Source organism: Paenarthrobacter sp. AR 02 (genome assembly GCF_021538675.1).
Taxonomy (GTDB): domain Bacteria; phylum Actinomycetota; class Actinomycetes; order Actinomycetales; family Micrococcaceae; genus Arthrobacter.
The window spans coordinates 229,104-245,992 of record NZ_JAJUKH010000002.1; the positions used below are offsets into that span (position 1 = coordinate 229,104).

The 16,889-nt window shown below is 62.9% G+C and carries 17 protein-coding genes; 13 read left to right on the plus strand and 4 right to left on the minus strand.

Annotated features, from left to right (window positions below; genetic code table 11):
- Window positions 1-372: 372 nt before the first annotated feature.
- Both LRQ04_RS07235 and bioB read right to left on the minus strand, forming a co-directional pair.
- Window positions 373-813, minus strand: coding sequence for a very short patch repair endonuclease (locus LRQ04_RS07235; protein WP_235519069.1), 441 nt, complete (start codon window positions 811-813; stop codon window positions 373-375).
- 281 nt (window positions 814-1,094) lie between these two features.
- Window positions 1,095-2,108: a biotin synthase BioB gene (gene bioB, locus LRQ04_RS07240; protein WP_235519070.1), complete on the minus strand. Its 1,014-nt coding sequence runs from the start codon at window positions 2,106-2,108 to the stop codon at window positions 1,095-1,097.
- A 193-nt stretch (window positions 2,109-2,301) separates the two neighbouring features.
- Here bioB and LRQ04_RS07245 point away from each other — a divergent pair, with 193 nt between their 5' ends.
- Window positions 2,302-4,029, plus strand: a complete 1,728-nt coding sequence (locus tag LRQ04_RS07245; protein WP_235519071.1) for a cytosine permease — start codon at window positions 2,302-2,304, stop codon at window positions 4,027-4,029.
- Between the two features lie 78 nt (window positions 4,030-4,107).
- Here LRQ04_RS07245 and LRQ04_RS07250 read toward each other — a convergent pair whose 3' ends face one another.
- Both LRQ04_RS07250 and LRQ04_RS07255 read right to left on the minus strand, forming a co-directional pair.
- Entirely contained in the window at window positions 4,108-4,293 is a 186-nt protein-coding gene (locus tag LRQ04_RS07250; RefSeq protein ID WP_211712941.1) for a CsbD family protein, read from the minus strand.
- 91 nt (window positions 4,294-4,384) lie between these two features.
- A complete protein-coding gene (locus LRQ04_RS07255) occupies window positions 4,385-5,560 on the minus strand; it encodes a zinc-dependent alcohol dehydrogenase (RefSeq protein ID WP_235519072.1) in 1,176 nt (391 codons plus the stop codon).
- Window positions 5,561-5,766: 206 nt separating this feature from the next.
- On the opposite strand from LRQ04_RS07255, the gene LRQ04_RS07260 reads away from it, so the two are divergent.
- The 12 genes from LRQ04_RS07260 to LRQ04_RS07315 all read left to right on the plus strand — a co-directional run bounded on the left by LRQ04_RS07260 (window position 5,767) and on the right by LRQ04_RS07315 (window position 16,887).
- On the plus strand, window positions 5,767-6,192 hold the full coding sequence (locus LRQ04_RS07260) for a hypothetical protein (protein ID WP_235519737.1): 426 nt from the start codon (window positions 5,767-5,769) through the stop codon (window positions 6,190-6,192).
- Between the two features lie 109 nt (window positions 6,193-6,301).
- On the plus strand, window positions 6,302-6,778 hold the full coding sequence (locus tag LRQ04_RS07265) for a hypothetical protein (protein WP_235519073.1): 477 nt from the start codon (window positions 6,302-6,304) through the stop codon (window positions 6,776-6,778).
- Window positions 6,779-6,805: 27 nt separating this feature from the next.
- Window positions 6,806-7,420 carry an SIS domain-containing protein gene (locus LRQ04_RS07270; RefSeq protein WP_235519074.1) on the plus strand — a complete coding sequence of 205 codons (615 nt, stop codon included), beginning with the start codon at window positions 6,806-6,808 and terminating at the stop codon, window positions 7,418-7,420.
- A gap of 51 nt (window positions 7,421-7,471) precedes the next feature.
- Complete coding sequence (locus tag LRQ04_RS07275) at window positions 7,472-8,137, plus strand: hypothetical protein (protein WP_235519075.1); 666 nt, start codon at window positions 7,472-7,474, stop codon at window positions 8,135-8,137.
- A 79-nt stretch (window positions 8,138-8,216) separates the two neighbouring features.
- Window positions 8,217-9,287, plus strand: coding sequence for an alkene reductase (locus tag LRQ04_RS07280; RefSeq protein ID WP_235519076.1), 1,071 nt, complete (start codon window positions 8,217-8,219; stop codon window positions 9,285-9,287).
- A gap of 128 nt (window positions 9,288-9,415) precedes the next feature.
- On the plus strand, window positions 9,416-10,108 hold the full coding sequence (locus tag LRQ04_RS07285) for a GntR family transcriptional regulator (protein ID WP_235519077.1): 693 nt from the start codon (window positions 9,416-9,418) through the stop codon (window positions 10,106-10,108).
- 268 nt (window positions 10,109-10,376) lie between these two features.
- Window positions 10,377-11,378, plus strand: a complete 1,002-nt coding sequence (locus LRQ04_RS07290) for a sugar phosphate isomerase/epimerase (RefSeq protein ID WP_235519078.1) — start codon at window positions 10,377-10,379, stop codon at window positions 11,376-11,378.
- A 3-nt stretch (window positions 11,379-11,381) separates the two neighbouring features.
- Entirely contained in the window at window positions 11,382-13,130 is a 1,749-nt protein-coding gene (dhaL, locus tag LRQ04_RS07295; protein ID WP_235519079.1) for a dihydroxyacetone kinase subunit DhaL, read from the plus strand.
- Between the two features lie 2 nt (window positions 13,131-13,132).
- Window positions 13,133-13,615 carry a ribose-5-phosphate isomerase gene (locus tag LRQ04_RS07300; protein WP_235519080.1) on the plus strand — a complete coding sequence of 161 codons (483 nt, stop codon included), beginning with the start codon at window positions 13,133-13,135 and terminating at the stop codon, window positions 13,613-13,615.
- 2 nt (window positions 13,616-13,617) lie between these two features.
- Window positions 13,618-14,607, plus strand: coding sequence for a 3-hydroxyacyl-CoA dehydrogenase family protein (locus LRQ04_RS07305; protein ID WP_235519081.1), 990 nt, complete (start codon window positions 13,618-13,620; stop codon window positions 14,605-14,607).
- A 20-nt stretch (window positions 14,608-14,627) separates the two neighbouring features.
- Window positions 14,628-15,392, plus strand: coding sequence for an SDR family NAD(P)-dependent oxidoreductase (locus LRQ04_RS07310; protein ID WP_235519082.1), 765 nt, complete (start codon window positions 14,628-14,630; stop codon window positions 15,390-15,392).
- 145 nt (window positions 15,393-15,537) lie between these two features.
- Window positions 15,538-16,887 carry an MFS transporter gene (locus LRQ04_RS07315; RefSeq protein WP_235519083.1) on the plus strand — a complete coding sequence of 450 codons (1,350 nt, stop codon included), beginning with the start codon at window positions 15,538-15,540 and terminating at the stop codon, window positions 16,885-16,887.
- The last annotated feature ends 2 nt before the right edge of the window (window positions 16,888-16,889 follow it).

Genomic DNA, 16,889 nt, shown 5'->3' on the forward strand with positions numbered 1-16,889 from the left:
AAACTCCTCCCGCCTCCAAACAATCGATTCACGATTCAACAGTAGGACCCGCCGAACTACCGAAGTGCCAGAAATCCAAAGCTTGATCCAATCTTGAGCGGACTCAGAGGCAGTCTTGATCGCCGGACCGGAAAGTGATGAGGAGCAGGTTGGGGGTCACTGATCCGGGGATGTCAGCCTTGAACCAAGGAGCGGAAACAGCATGGACAGTGGGGCTCGAATATCACCGGCACTCATGGTTGTGATTGTCTTTTGCATGACCATCCTCCTGGGCATCGGCGGTACCGCCGCGTTCGCCCTCTGGGAGCAGAGCTCTCATGGCGCCGGTGTTGAGCACGTTGGTGAATCAGCCCCGACAACCACCTCCTCCCGCTAGCGACTGCTCGCCTCGAGGTAACCGGTCAGCCGTTCTTCGAGCATCGAGCGGTTTCCGAGCTCGCATTCCCACACGGTCAGTACGTCCCAGCCCGCAGCCAGCAACAGCTCCCGTTGCCTTGCGTCGCGCTCCCGGGTCCGGGAACGTTTGGCTTCCCAGAACTCCGCGTTGGCCGCCGGGGCACGCAAGCCAACCTTGCAGTCGTGAAAATGCCAGAAGCAGCCGTTGACGAAAATGACTTTTCGCCTGCCCGCGAATACCAGGTCCGGACGGCCGGGCAGCTTGGTTGACCCGGCCTGTCCATGCAGCCGATACCTGTAGCCTTTGGCATGCAGCAGCCTGCGGACCAGCAGTTCGGGCTTGGTGTTCTTCCCCCGGATTTTGGACATATTGCGGCTCCGCTGCTCCTGCGTCAGACGGTCCCGGCTTTCGCCCATGGATCCAGCCTACCCAGGGAGTTTTGAACAGATGCCGTTTTAGGAAGCGCTTTGAGGGGCCGGATCTGCACCAAACCGCGTGAGGCCATGCCGCGAACACTCCGCCGTCCAGTCCGTCGGAGTCACCTGGACCTTCATCCTCCTTCGACACTCCCCGCAGTAGCGTGGCGGCTCCATCGCCAACTGCTGCCGGCAACTGTGGTGGGGGTCCGACGTCGGACTGTCGCCTGGCGCTGCCGGGGCACCTTCGATGCCGCCGCAATGACCGCAGTATGCGGGTGTCACAGGGACTTCTGGAATTCCTTGATGGGCATGTTCAGCTCCACCAGGAGGTTGAGGTCGGCGTTGGCGGGGCGGCCCAAGGTGGTCAGGTAGTTGCCCACGATCACCGCGTTGATGCCCCCGAGCAGTCCATCGCGGGTGCCCAGGTCTCCGAGCGTCAGCTCGCGGCCGCCGGCATAGCGGAGCACAGTGCGGGGCATGGCGAGACGGAACGCCGCGATGGCACGGAGGGCATCCTTGCCGTCCATGATTCCTTGGTTTTCCAAGGGTGTTCCGGGCCGGGGATTGAGGAAGTTAAGGGGGACTTCGTGCGGTTCCAGGGCGGCCAGCTGGACGGCCAACTCTGCGCGCTGGGCCACCGATTCACCCATCCCGATCAGGGCGCCGCAGCACAGTTCCATGCCGGCTGCCTTGACCATGGCGCAGGTTTCCAGCCGTTCCTCGTAGCTGTGTGTGGTGACCACCTCCGGGAAGAAACTGCGGGCCGTTTCGAGGTTGTGGTTGTAGCGGTGCACGCCCCACTCCGCCAGCTGGTCCACTTGGCGCTGCGTGAGCATGCCCAGGGAACAGGCGATGTTGATGTCCACTTCTTCGTTGATGCGGTCGATCGCGAACTTGATCTGGTTCATGAGCTTGATGTCCGGGCCACGGACGGCTGCGACGATGCAGAACTCGGTGGCGCCGGTGGCGGCGGTTTCCTTGGCTGCCTTGACGAGCTCGGGGATGTCCAGCCAGACGCCACGGACAGGGGAGTCGAACAGGCCGGACTGGCTGCAGAAGTGGCAGTCCTCGGGGCAACCGCCCGTCTTGATGGAAATGATGCCTTCCACCTCGACATCCTCCCCGCAGTGTTTGAGCCGCACCTCGTGGGCCAGTTGCAGGGCTGCCGGGATGGCGTCGTCGGGGAGCTCGAGGATCTCGATGAGCTGCGCCTCGTGCAGGCCCTCACCGCGTTCCAGAACCTGTTGTCGGGCGGTGTCCAGGATGGCGTAACTGATGGCTTCGGTGGTCATGCCTTGACGGTATCCGTGCAGGTCACCGCCGATTTTGTGGGTTGCGCACAAAGCTTGATCGGGGATTTTGGTGGTGGCACGCGGGGCCGCTGATACAGAAGTTACAGATGCGAAACACGCACGTGACGGAATTGACGCGCTGCATTACTAGCGTCGTGGGCGAGGCACCCTCCCCGGATGAAAGCGACCACGCATGAGTGACGACAAGACCAGTACCGCCATATTGGAGCCGACGACGGCGGCAAGCACCGCCGTCGGAATCGGCACCGCCGGCGCACAGAAGCAAAGCAACGCCGACGCATTGAGTGCCGCGAAGGAGAGCCTGGAGGATTACACGCTCCGGTTCGCCCCGCGCTCTTACAGGAAGTGGAGCGCCGGAGTGGTGGCCACCAGTGCTTTGGGTGGCATCGCCTACCTGGCCGACTTCTCGATCGGCGCGAACATCGGCATCGCCTACGGAACGGTGAATGCGATCTTCGGCATCATCGTGGCGGCCGCAATCATCTTCGCCACGGGATTCCCACTGGCCTACTACGCCGCACGGTACAACATCGACCTTGACCTCATTACCCGCGGCTCAGGATTCGGCTACTACGGCTCGGTGGTCACCAACATCATCTTTGCCACGTTCACCTTCATCTTCTTTGCCCTCGAGGGCTCCATCATGGCCCAGGGCCTGCAGTTGGGCCTGGGCATCCCGCAGTGGATCGGCTACGCGGTGTCCACCATCATCATCATTCCGCTGGTGATCTACGGGATGAAGACGCTGGCCACCCTGCAGGTGTGGACCACGCCCTTGTGGCTGCTGCTCATGGTTGTTCCCGTGGGGTATCTGCTCCTTTCGCACCCGGAAAGCATCGACGCGTTCTTCGCCTTCACCGGCGCGTCAGGCGAAGGCGGCCCCAATCTGGCCTCCGTCATGCTGGCGGCCGGTGTTTGCCTGTCCCTGATGGCGCAGATTGCCGAGCAGATCGACTACCTGCGCTTTATGCCGCCCAAGACCGCCGAGAACAAGGGCGCGTGGTGGCGTGCAGTGATCCTGGCCGGACCGGGTTGGGTGATCTTCGGAGCCATCAAGCAAATCATCGGCCTGTTCATCGCGATCTACCTCATCGCCAAGCTCGACCCCGCGGCAGCAGTCCACGCCAATGAACCCGTCCACCAGTTCCTGGGCGTCTACGAAGAAATGATGCCGGCCTGGTTGGCGATGACCCTGGCCGTCGTGCTTGTGGTGATTTCGCAGATCAAGATCAACGTCACCAACGCGTACTCCGGCTCCCTGGCCTGGACTAACTCCTTCACCCGCATCACCAAGACATACCCGGGCCGGATGGTCTTTGTTGTGGTGAACCTGGTGATCGCGCTGATCCTCATGGAGTCCAACATGTTCGAGTTCCTGAACACCATCCTGGGCTTCTACGCCAACTGCGCCATGGCCTGGGTGGTCACGGTGGCCTCGGATATCGCCATCAACAAGTACCTGCTGAAGATTTCGCCCAAGGTTCCCGAGTTCCGCCGCGGGATGCTTTATGCGGTGAACCCGGTGGGCTTCGTGTCCATGCTGGTTTCCGCGGGAGTTTCGATCGCCGTCTTCTTCGGGGCGTTCGGTTCTGCAGTGCAGCCGTTCTCACCGATTTTCGCGGTTGGCTTGGCCCTGGTGTTGCCGCCGGTGTTGGCTTTGGCGACGCGCGGTCGGTATTACCTGCGGCGCACAGATGACGGAATCGACCTTCCCATGTTTGACGCCGATGGCAACCCGAGCGACGCCAAGCTTATGTGCCACGTCACCGGCATCGAGTTCGAACGCCCGGACATGCTCCGCTCCGGTCAGGACGGGCCCGACGGCGAACCCCGGTTCATCTCGTCCCTCGCCTTGTCCACGGACAAGTCGGGCGAGTTGGTCCTGCCAGCCCAGAAGTAAGTCCTCCCGGCAAACACGAACGCCCGGCCTCCCCATCGGGGAAGCCGGGCGTTGCGCTGTGTGGTTATTGCTGGTGGATTACTTGTCGAAGACGTCCTTGGCGGCGTCCTTGACGTTCTCTCCGGCCTGCTTGGTCTTGGCTGCCGCCTGGTCAGCGGCTCCTTCGGCCTGCAGTTTCTCGTTATTGGTGGCGTCACCCAAGGCTTCCTTTGCCTTGCCGGTGACTTCCTGTGCCTTGTTGCTGATCTTGTCTCCGAGTCCCATGGGCCCTCCTTCGATGTAATCCAACTCTGACAATCGCTAGGCTATCTAGCGATTCTGGATGTTTCCTGAAAGTCCGTGAAGTGCCGGCTGCCTACGGCTTGAGGACTACCTTGATGCACCCGTCCTGCTTCTTCTGGAACTTTTGGTACAGCTCCGGTGCCTCATCCAGGGAGCCGGTATGGGTGACCAGCCGCATGACGCCCAGCGGATCGGCGTCGTCCTCTACCAGGGGGAGCAGCTGGTCAGTCCAGCTGCGAACGTTGCATTGGCCCATCCGCAGCTGGATCTGCTTGTCGAACATGGTCATGAGCGGCATGGGGTCCGCCTGTCCGCCGTAGACGCCGCTGAGCGAGATGGTCCCTCCGCGGCGGACTACGTCGATGGCGGTGTGCAGTGCGGCAAGACGGTCCACGCTCATGGTCTCCATGGCGACTTGTGCCGGTTTGTCCGGGAGCAAGGACACGGCCTTGTGCAGGAAAGACGCCACGGGTGAGCCGTGGGCTTCCATTCCTACAGCGTCCACTACCGAGTCCGGCCCGCGTCCCAGTGTCTCCTCCCGGATCATGCCGGCGACGTCCGGGCTGTAGTCCATGGTTTCCACCCCATGCTGTTCCGCCATGGCCCGGCGCTCGGGCACCGGGTCTACGCCGATGACCCGGAACCCTTTATGGACGCCGATCCTGGCAGCAAACTGGCCCACCGGACCCAGTCCGAGCACCGCGAGTGTGCCGCCCTCGGGAACGTTTGCGTAGTCCACAGCCTGCCAGGCGGTGGGAAGGATGTCGGAAAGGAAAAGGTAGCGCTCATCGGGGGCGTCGGATTCGACTTTGACCGGGCCGTAATCGGCGAACGGGACCCGCAAGTACTGCGCCTGTCCACCAGGAACGGAGCCATAGAGTTCCGAATATCCGAACAGGGCAGCTCCCGAATTTTTGGCGGTGACCTGAGTGGTTTCGCACTGTGACTGCAGGCCTTGGTTGCACATGAAGCAGCGCCCACAGGAAATGTTGAAAGGCACCACCACGCGATCGCCCTTCTTCAGGCGGTGGACTTCCGAGCCCACCTCTTCCACGATTCCCATGGGTTCGTGCCCGATGACGTCGCCCTGATGCATATAGGGGCCCAGGACCTCGTAAAGGTGCAGGTCTGAGCCGCAGATGGCCGTCGACGTGATCCGCACGATCGCATCCGTGGGGTCTTGAATGGTGGGATCCGGGACGTCAATGACGCTTACAGAGCGTCGGCCTTGCCATGTCACTGCTTTCACAACTGGTTCTCCCTGCTGTTCGGCTGGAGCTGTCCCACGCTGCAGGAGACCTTCCCAGCGAATCAGAGTTGATACCCGGGCACAAGGCCGCTCGACCTCGGACAATGTGGTTGCATCCAGAAACTAGTAAGTAAGCTGACCATTAGTTACGATAGTGGCAGGGAGAGTTCTCGGGCAGGGTTGACCAAGGAGAGATGAGATTGTCGATGATGAGAAATCCGTTGATTCCTGGCTCCACGCCGCGTCCTAAGGCACAGGCGCTGTTGTGCGGCAAATGCAATTCCACGGACCACCTGGACCTTGAGACGATCGAGTCCATAGAGCCGCATTCCGGCGAACTGCTGGTCTCCGTGTCCTACACCTGCCTGGCCTGCGAGTCCTCATATGCGCATACCGCCGCGTTCCATGACGTTGCTGCCGTGCTGAACCGCAACGGAACGGTCTCCGGACTGTTGCAATTCGGCGGACAGTACTTCCACTGCGGCGAACCGATGCAATTCTCAACGAACTCCGCACGCAGCGTGTACGCACCGCTTTCCACCGAGGATACCGATGACGGCCTCATGGACGTTTACCTGAAAACCCGGGTTCTCCAGTGCCGCTGTGGTTTCCGAATGGAACTCCCGGCATAGGCCAGGCACATCGTTTGGAAGGATCCCACAGGGGTACATCCTCGGTAGCAACTACAGCGTGGGCAACGGGCGGCGCCCCCAAAAGCCGCACATCAGGGAGGTAATCCAGATGGACACAGGACAACTGGTGCTGATCATCGTCATCGCCGTCGTCGTTATCGCCGCTGTCGCGATCGCGGTCGTCGTCGGGCGCCGGAAGAAGGCTGAAGTCAACCGTCACCGCGCCGAAGAGCTGCGGGAGAAAGCCGCCGAGGAGGCCATTGGCGCGCACCAGGCCAAAGCCGAATCCGCGCAGGCCGAAGCCAATGCCCTGCAGGCCGAAGTGGAGGCCAACCGTCTCCGCAAGGAAGCTGAACGGCATGCGGAGAAAGCCGAAGAGGCCCGCGGGCGCGTCGACGAGCACCTTCGCCACGCAGACAAGCTGGACCCGAATGCCAACGACCGTTCCAACGGCTCGGCCCGATTGGACGAATCGACCACCGATCGCACCAATGCGGCAGAAGGGGAGCGTTTGACCCGCGACAGGTCCGATCGCAACGGTTCAGTTCGGGAGGGTTCAACGCGCGACGGCGATCGGAACCAATAGTTTCAACGGGGAAACGGAGGCAGGAAAGTGAGCATCGTGGTGAGGCGAACAGGTCAGGAGGTGCGTGCGGCCGGGTCCAAGGCGAGCCGGCACGCCGTGGATGTGGTTCTTGGGCACTTGGGCGAAATCGGTCCAGCGGTTGCTTCCCTGCGCCGGGAGTCCTCCAGGCTCGCCGAATGGGGCGAAGAACTGGCGCGTGTCCGGCGACGGGGTGGGACCGTGTTCGCTGCCGGCAGCGACGGTTCATCGCATGAAGCCCAGAGGTTCACTTCGGAGCTCGCGGCCCACGACCCCGGGGGTGGCTCCGGTTTCAAAGCCATCTACATTCCCAAAGGAGCTGACGGGGCCGCTGCCAGCATCAGCGCCCAACTCTCTGATCAGGTCCGCCGAGGCGACATCGTTGTCCTTCTGGCTGCCAAGGGCATCACCGAGGACCTGCGGGACGCTGCTGCCGCTGCCAAGGCAGGCGGTGCCCGCGTTTGGGCGCTCACCGGCCACGAGTCCAAGGATCTCGCCGACTCCGTGAACGAGGCCATCTGCATCAACACCGACCCGCCTCACGCTGAGGAAGCGCACCTCGTGGCGGTCCTGGCCCTCTGTGAATGCTTCGACGATGCCCTGAAGAACATCAAGCCTGAGTAGCTCGGGCGCGCTTCATGGCGATTGGGTTGCGGCTCTGTCACCCTTGAGCTCGTGAAGACTGCCGTTCTAACCTACGTTTCCATCCTGGCGCTGTCCGGACTCGTGGCCCTGAGCGTTCTCGGGGCCGTCCTGCTTCAGAAGGAAGACCCTCGAGGTATCGCGGTCCTGGCACTCGTCGTCGGCGGTCTCCTGATGACGTTCATCCTTGCAGTGATTCAGGGCGTCAAGGCAAAGCCAGGCAAGGTTACAGCGCACGAAGCTGCGTTCAATACCGTCACTACTTCTGCGACAGCTGAGTATCCGCATTCTGCCTCGGCAGTGTGGTCATTGATCAAGCCTGCGGAATCAGCGACCCTGCTGAGCGAGAACGTGATCCAGGCGGTCTCCGTACCTGGGTTACCAGATGGCCCAGGGGAGCGGCAGTGCTTTTTCCTCAGGAACGGTCAGATCGAGGTCATCGAAGTTGTCGAGGAAATTCCCGGGCGAATGGCGGTAACCCAAGCACTCTTTCCACCAAGTCCTGTGTCGCAAAGAACCACCTATCGTTTGGATGCCACCGCCGCAGGCTGTCGGTTGACTGTGGAAGACTGCGTTGAAGTTCCGGTTGATATTTCCATCGACCAGGAAGCCACCCAGGATCATCGTAAAACTTTCCTGGCTCGCGTAGGTGAGCTTCTGGACGCGTGCTCCGCCCGGGATGCCGGCCCCTCTGTGTGATCTCCGCCTCACACGGAATAGTTGCAGACGCCATGCAGTTGCCCAGAGTGAACCTGATTCATTCTGAAAGGATCCGCGCATGCTGTTTTCCCCCCTGGCCCTCGGCGAGCTTGAACTGTCCAACCGATTGGTGATGGCCCCTTTGACGCGCCTTCGCGCAGGTGAGCAAGGCATTCCCGGTTCATTGATCGCGGAGCATTACCGCCAGCGGGCCTCCCTCGGCTTGATTGTCAGCGAGGGAACCTACCCGACCCCCGCGGGCCAGTCCTACCCGGGCCAGCCGGGACTCGTCACTGAAGAGCAGATCGCCGGTTGGAAGCAGGTCACTGACGCCGTTCACGCAGAGGGCGGCCGCATGTTTGCCCAGATCATGCACGGTGGACGTGTTTCGCACGCCGACATCACCGGCGGTGTCGAGATCGTGGGCCCCAGCGCTGTCGCCATCGAAGGCGAAGTTCGCACGCCTAATGGCAAGCAGGCCTACCCGGTGCCCCGCGAACTGCGCACCGATGAACTCCCGGGCGTCATCCAGGAAATCGTCACCGCTTCCAAGAATGCCATTGAGGCAGGTTTCGACGGCGTTGAACTCCACTCGGCCAACGGCTACCTGCTGCATGAGTTCCTCGCCCCGAACTCGAACGTGCGCACGGACAGCTACGGTGGCTCCCCGGAGAACCGTGCCCGCTTCGTGATCGAGACCGTCAATGCGGTTGTCGAAGCCCTCGGTGCCAACCGCGTCGGCATCCGGATTTCTCCGGAGCACAACGTACAGGGCATCGCCGAGGTAGATGCCGCGGACGTACGCGCTACGTACGAGGTCCTGGTGGACACCATCGCACCGCTCAACCTGGCCTACCTGAGCATCCTGCACCACGACCCCAAGGGCGCCCTGGTCCAGGACCTTCGCGAGCGTTTCAACGGAACGTTCCTGGTGAACACCGGCTTCAGCGAGATCACCACCCGCGAGGAAGCCGTGGCCATTATCGAGGACGGACTGGCCGACGCCGTAGTGGTGGGTCGCCCCGCCATCGCCAACCCGGACCTCGCCCGCCGCTGGCGCGAGAGCCTTCCGCTCAACGAGCCGGATGCGTCCACCTTCTACGCTGAGGGCGCCGAGGGGTACACGGACTACCCGTTCTACGCTAACTAAGCTGTACGAAACCCACGACGTCGGCACCCAACCCGGGTGCCGACGTCGTGGTTTAACGCGCCATCCCGGCGCAATGTGACGGAGGCGCCTGCCCTGCCAGACGCCCGCGTTCCTATAGGATTTGTGGCATGCCTGATCCTTCCGTCGCCCGCGCCGGCTTTCCCGTTAGCCGCCAAGTGCTGGCCGACCACGTCTACGAAGCCCTCCTTGAATGGCTCATGGACGGCAGGCTGGAGCCGGGTGCGGCCGTCAGCATCGACGGGATGGCGCGGGAACTCGACGTTTCGCCCACCCCGGTCCGCGAGGCATTGGCGCGGCTGGAGCACACCGGCATGGTCCGGCGCGTCGCTTTGAAGGGTTATCGGGTGGCGCCGGTCTTCACCCGCGAGGATTTCGCGGAGCTGATGGAGGCGCGGCTCTCGATCGAACCGGTCAATGCCCGCCTGGCTTGCTCGCGCATGACCCCAGACGGTTTGGAAGCCCTCAAGAAAGCCGTCGAGGACCTGAAGACGGCACCCCGCGGCGGAACCTTCGCTGAGTACCGCAGCTACCTCGAGGCCGACGAACGCTTCCATCAGCTCATCGCCGCGCAGGCCAACAACCAGTTCCTCCTGGCGGCCTACAACACCCTGGGTGGGCAGATTCAACGCTTCCGGCTGTTCGGGGGAGTGGGCATCACCGATGCCGAGCAGGCTATTGCCGAGCACCAAGCCGTGCTGGAAGCCATGCTGAGCGGTGACCCGGAGAGGGCTGCGGAAATGATGGTCGATCACGTGGAGAAGGTGCGTGGCCGGGCCATGGCTGACGCGCCCGAGGACTGAGCCGCACCCGTTTGTGGTTGGCGGCGCACCTTTTTGCGCCTGCGCACCCGTTCGTGGTCTGCGGCGCACCCTTTGACGCCGTGTGCACCCGTGGCTAGGGGAGCGCTGGGCGGGAAGGGGTGCGCCAGTACGAACCCCCACCGCCAGTGACCCCCTTCACATACATATGTATGACATATAGGATCTAGGAAGTTTCCAAAAAGGGTTGACAGCATTGCTCGTATCGTAAATCCTATAGGAAACAGGATTCCACGAAGGAGTGATCATCATGGCGTACACCGCCGAGAATTGGCCCATCACCGCGGCCCTCCTGCAATTCCCCGGCACCGACGCCGAGGGAACACAGGTCAACGATGCCGACGCTTCAGTGTGGGCCTCCGTCCTCCAGGAAGTGAAGGACGCAGGTTTCGCGAACGCAGACCTCACCGACAGTTGGGTACGTCCCGGAGACCTCAGCAAAGAGCGCCTGGCGGAGTTCAAGCAGACCGCTGCCGAAGTGGGCATCGGCGTGCCCGTCATCTCCGCGATCCGCCGCAGCGTCATCCACCACACGGACTGGGCAGACAACCTCTCCTACAGCCACCGCACCATCGACGCCGCCGCGGAGCTCGGATGCGAAGTAGTCTCCTTCGGCCTGCACCAGGCCATCACGCCGGAGCAGCAGAAACAGCTTTGGTTCTGGACCGTCGAGGGCTACAAGGACCCCGTGGGGGACAAGGAAGCCTGGGGCAACGCTGTCTCCCGTCTCCGTGAACTTGGCAAGCACGCCGCAGAGGCAGGCATCCTCCTCTCGCTGGAAATGTACGAGGACACGTACCTCGGCACTGCAGACTCCTCGGTCCAACTGGTCCAGGACATCGGCCTGGACAACGTGGGCCTCAACCCGGACCTGGGCAACCTCATCCGCCTGCACCGCCCCATTGAGGATTGGCGCGAAATGGTGGCCAAGACCCTGCCCTACTCAAACTACTGGCACATGAAGAACTACATCCGGGACGAAGACGTGGCCCGGGACAGCTACATCACCATGCCGGCTCCGATGGAGAGCGGGCTCATCAACTATCGCGAGGCTTTCAAATTCGCGCTGTCGGTTGGTTTCCAGGGCATCCTCTGCACCGAGCACTACGGCGGCGACGGTCTGAGCGTCACGGCCAGCAACCAGGACTACCTGCGCAGGCACGTCCTGCCGAAGTCCGACGGCTATGCACTGGGCACCAGCCAGGTAGCCCAGGGACGCCAGGAACCAGCCGCCCAGCTGGCAGGAGTCTAGGAAATGACACAGATTTTCGACAACCCGGCGGACTTCGCCGACGAAGCGCTGGACGGCTTTGTTGCCGCCAACCGTGGCTACGTCGCCCGGGTGGACGGCGGTGTGGTCCGCTCCACCGAAGTTCCGTCCGGCCAGGTAGCACTGGTGGTCGGCGGCGGTTCGGGTCACTACCCGGCCTTCGCCGGTCTGGTCGGCCCCGGCCTGGCAACTGGCTCCGCATGCGGCAACATGTTCGCTTCACCGGCAGCCGGACAGGTGTACCGGGTGGCCAAGGCAGCCAACGCCGGAGGCGGTGTCCTCCTGAGCTACGGCAACTACGCCGGCGACGTCCTCCACTTCGGCCAAGCCCAGCTGCGGCTTAACGCCGAGGGCATCGAAACCCGCACCGTCACGGTCACCGACGACATCGCCAGCGCTCCCATCGACCAGCTAGAGAAACGCCGTGGGATCGCCGGAGACCTCACGGTCTTCAAGATCGCAGGAGCTGCGGCCGAAGCGGGACTGGACCTTGACGACGTCGAGCGTTTGGCCATCAGGACCAACTACCGCACGCGTTCGCTCGGCGTGGCCTTCGACGGCTGCACGTTGCCCGGTGCCAAGGATCCGCTGTTCCATGTGCCTTCCGGGCAGATGTCCTTGGGGCTCGGTATCCACGGCGAACCAGGAATCTCCGAGCACCCCATGCCCACGGCATCCGAGCTTGCCGAACTCCTGGTGTCAAAGCTGCTCGCTGACAAGCCCGAGGACGCCGGCGACCGCGTGGTCGCCATCGTCAACGGACTGGGCACCGTGAAATACGACGAACTCTTCCTGCTCTTTGGCAAGGTCGAGAAGCTCCTCACCGCTGCCGGACTCACGGTGGTGGAACCCGAATGCGGTGAGCTGGTGACCAGCCTGGACATGTCCGGCCTCTCGCTCACGCTCCTGTGGTTGGACGAGGAACTGGAACAGTACTGGGCTGCGCCCGCCGATACCCCGGCGTTCCGCAAGGGAAGCATGGCCCCGCGCGCACCCCGTGCCGAGGCCACAGTCGACGACGCCGGGATAGCCGACGTGGAACAGCCCACCGCGGCGGCCGCGGAACTCGGGCGGCAGGCCGTAGCCATCCTCGCCCAGGTGCGGGATGTGGTGGTGGAGCACGAGGAGGAACTCGGAAAGCTGGACGCCATCGCCGGAGACGGCGACCATGGCATCGGCATGCGCCGCGGTGTCGACGCGGCCGCTTCGGCCGGGGAGGCCGCAACTGGTTCGTCCGTGGCCCGCGTTCTGACCTCGGCCGGCGAAGCCTGGAGCGAGCGGGCCGGTGGGACGTCGGGCGCGCTGTGGGGGTCTGCAGTGATCGCAGCCGGGCAGTCGCTGGGCAACCGTGACAGCTACGCGTCGGAGGACGCAGCCGCAGCAGTGAAGGCCTTCGTGCGTGCCATTACCGAACTCGGCAAAGCCGACCCCGGTGACAAGACCATGGTGGACGCGCTCCTGCCGTTCCGGGACACCTTCCTGGCAGAGCTCGACGGCGGTGCTCCCGTTGACCGGGCGCTGGCAGTCGCCGCCGCGGCGGCCGAGTCCGCTGCCGCCGGGACCGCTGAACTGAGGCCGCTGAAGGGCCGTGCCCGTCCGCTCGCCGAAAAGAGCCTCGGCCATCCCGATCCCGGCGCGGTCTCCTTCGGACTGATCGTCACAAGAATCTCCAGCCACATCGATTCACTACTGGCCGCCGCCACTTCCGCGGCCCCGGCCGGAAACGGAGCCTGAACATGAGCAACAACCGAGGCTGGCGCATCGTCGTCGGCAATGATGAAGCCGGCGTTGAGTACAAGCAGGCACTCCTGGCCCTCCTGGAAGCGGATCCGCGTGTTGCGTCCGTGGCAGACGTGGGAGTGGGCTTTAACGATTCCACGGCTTACCCGCATGTTGCCGTCGATGCCGCCCGCAAGGTGGCCGCGGGCGAAGCAGACCGGGCGCTGCTGATCTGTGGCACCGGACTGGGCGTGGCCATCGCGGCCAACAAAGTGCCCGGCATCCGTGCGGTAACCGCCCACGACAGCTACTCCGTGGAGCGGTCCGTCCTCAGCAACAATGCGCAGGTCCTGACGCTCGGCCAGCGGGTGATTGGCTTGGAACTGGCCAAGAAGCTCGTAGGGGAGTGGCTGGACCACCGCTTCGACCAAACCTCATCCTCCGCCGCGAAGGTGGACGCCATCTGCTCCTATGAGCCCGACTACACGAAGGCAGTCTGACCATGACCATTTCTGAAGCAAACGCAGGCCCGGCCAGTAACGCAGCCCGGAAGATCGCCGTCGTCGGTTCCGGCTACATGGGCGGCGGCATCGCCCAGGTCCTGGCCCTCGGTGGAGCGCGCGTGGCGCTGGCCGATGTTTCCGCCGAAGTGGCGCAGAAGAACTACGACCGGTTGTTGGAGGAATCGGAGCAGTTCATCGCCGACGGACTTTTCCCGGCCGGGTCCACGGAAATCCTCAAGCAGAACCTGTGGGCTGCCAAGGACATTGAGGAAGCCGTGGCCGATGCCGACTTCATCGAAGAAGCCGTCCCTGAGGTTCTGGAGATCAAGCACCAGACCCTTTCGCGGATCAGCGCCGCGGCCCGGCCGGATGCCCTGATCGGCTCGAACACGTCCACCATTTCCATTGCGGACCTGGCCGAAGCCGTGATCAACCCCGAGCGCTTCCTGGGTGTCCACTTCTCCAACCCGTCGCCGTTCATTCCCGGCGTCGAGATCATCCCTCACGCTGAAACCTCTGCCGCAACAGTGTCCGCCTCCCGCGACCTCGTCCACGCAGCCGGCAAGCAGACCGCCGTCGTGAAGGACGTCACCGGGTTTGTCCTGAACCGCCTGCAGTACGCGCTGTTCCACGAGGCGGCCCAACTGGTCGAGCAGGGGATCGCAACAGCGGACGACGTCGACACCCTGGTGCGTACGACCTTCGGCTTCCGCTTGCCGTTCTTCGGTCCGTTCGCCATAGCCGACATGGCCGGTTTGGATGTGTACAACTTCTGCTACAAGTCGCTGCAAACGGGCTTCCCGGAGCGCTTCGCGACGCCGAAGATCCTCTCGGACCTGGTCGAGGCAGGCAAGCTGGGCACCAAGACCGGCTCGGGCTTCCTCAACGTACCCGCCGAGCGGACCCCGGAGCTCATCGCCTATCGCAATAAGGCCTACGTGGCCATGCAGAAGCTCATTGAAGAGCTTGGCCCGGCCCCCATCAACTAACACTTCACAGGAGAAGACCCATGACTTTCCCAGAATCACGCACCGCAATTGTCACCGGCGCAGTGTCCGAGCGCGGCATCGGCCGGGCCACCGTCAACTACCTGGCGGCCCAGGGCTGGAACATCGGCATCATCGACCTTGACGACGCTGCTTGCAAGCTCGCTGCCAAGGAAATCGCCGCAGAATTCGGCGTGCAGGCCCATGGCGTGGGCGCGAACGTGGCCAGCGAAGCCGAAGTCCGCGCGGCCATTGACGAACTCGAGGCTGAACTGCCGCAGATCGTCGCCCTGGCCAACGTTGCCGGTGTCAGCTCGCCCATCGGCTACCTTGAACTTGACCCGGCTGAGTGGGACCGGGTCCTCAACATCAACCTCAACGGTGTCCACTACGCAACCCGCCGCGTGGCTGAATCCATGGTCAAGAACCGGATCGGCCGGATCGTGAACATCTCCTCCGTTTCCGCGCAACGCGGCGGCGGCACCTTCTCCAAGACCCCGTACTCGGTAGCCAAGGCCGGCGTCATCGGCCTGACCCGGGCAACAGCCCGCGAACTGGGCGAGTACGACATCACCGTCAACGCCATCTCTCCCGGCCCCATCGACACCGACATCATGGGCGGCACGCTGAGCCAGGAGCGCAAGGACGAACTCACCAAGGACCTCGTGGTGAACCGGGTGGGCTCCACCCGGGACATCGCCGCCGCCATCGCCTTCCTCATCAGCGAGGACTCCGGATACATCTCCGGCCAGACGCTGAATGTGGATGGCGGACTATACATGCACTAGAACAGCCATGCGGACCTGGACCAGAGAACGCAAGATCTACCTTGCCGTGGGCATTCTCGCCTGCGCCGTGGGCATGGTGCTCATTTTCTTCCCGCGCTGATAGCGCCGCACCCATCAATTTGCTGTCACTCAAAGAGGAGTTTCAATGTCAGTAACCGCCAATTCCACCAAGGAGTTGCTGGATACGCCGGTCCTCAAATCGGCGATCTCCAAAGCATCCCGTCGGCTCATGCCGATGCTTGTCATCCTGTACGTGGTGGCTTTCCTGGACCGTACCAATGTCGGCTTCGCCGAAGCTGCGCTGGAAGTGGACAAGGGCATCACAGCAGGGGCCTACGCCCTGGGTGCCGGTATCTTCTTCATCGGCTACGCCCTGTTTGAAATCCCCAGCAACCTGCTGCTCACCAAGTTCGGTGCCAAAGTGTGGCTGGCACGTATTGCGATCACGTGGGGCATCGTGTCGGCCTGCTTCGCGTTCGTGCAGGGCGAGACGTCCTTCATCATCCTTCGATTCCTGCTGGGTGTTACCGAAGCAGGTTTGTTCCCCGGCGTCATCATGTTCCTCGCGGCCTGGTTCCCCAACAAGGTCCGCGTGAAGATGTTCGCCATCTTCTACCTGGCCCAGCCGTTCTCGCAGATGATGGGCGCGCCGCTGTCCGGTTGGCTCATCAACATCGGCGACCAGGTTCCCGGCGTCGCAGGCTGGCAGGTCATGTTCTTCGTTGAAGGCATGCTCGCCGTCCTGGCCGGTGTGGCAGCCTACTTCTTCCTCATCAACAGTCCGCAGGACGCCAAGTTCCTCTCGAAAGAGGAAAAGAAGGCCTTGTCAGACGTCATGGCACTGGAAGACACGGTCAAGGAAGAAACAGGTCCCAAGGGCGTGCTGGCTTCCATGCGCAACGGCAAGGTCTGGTACTTCACCGTCATCTACTTCTGCCTGCAGATCGCCGTCTACGGTGTCACCTTCTACCTCCCGCAGCAGGTGGCTCAGCTCACCGGCCAAAAGGTGGGCCTGGCTGTTGGCCTGATGGCTGCCATTCCGTGGTTCTTTGGCATCTTCGCCTGCTACTTCATTGGCAAAGCGGCCAACACTGTTGCGCGCCGACGCCGCTGGGGCACCGCGCTGTTTGTCTCCACTGGCCTGTGCATCTTCGGCTCCGCCTGGGCTGGTGCCAACCACTTGCCGGCCATCGGCATCATCTTCATCACTCTGGCGGTGTGCAGCTTCCTGGCGACGGGCCCCATCTGCTGGTCATACCCGACGGCGTTCCTCACCGGGACCGCGGCCGCTGCTGGTATCGGGCTGATCAACTCGCTCGGAAACCTGGGCGGATTCGTGGCACCAATCCTGCGGACTACCGTCAACGAGGTCACGGCTTCGGACACCGGCACCATGGGTGTCTACGCCTTGGGTGTTCTGCCGTTCGTGGCGGCACTGATGATGTTTGGCACCCGCGCCTTCACCAACAAAGCCGACGAACTGCTGGGCAAGTAGAA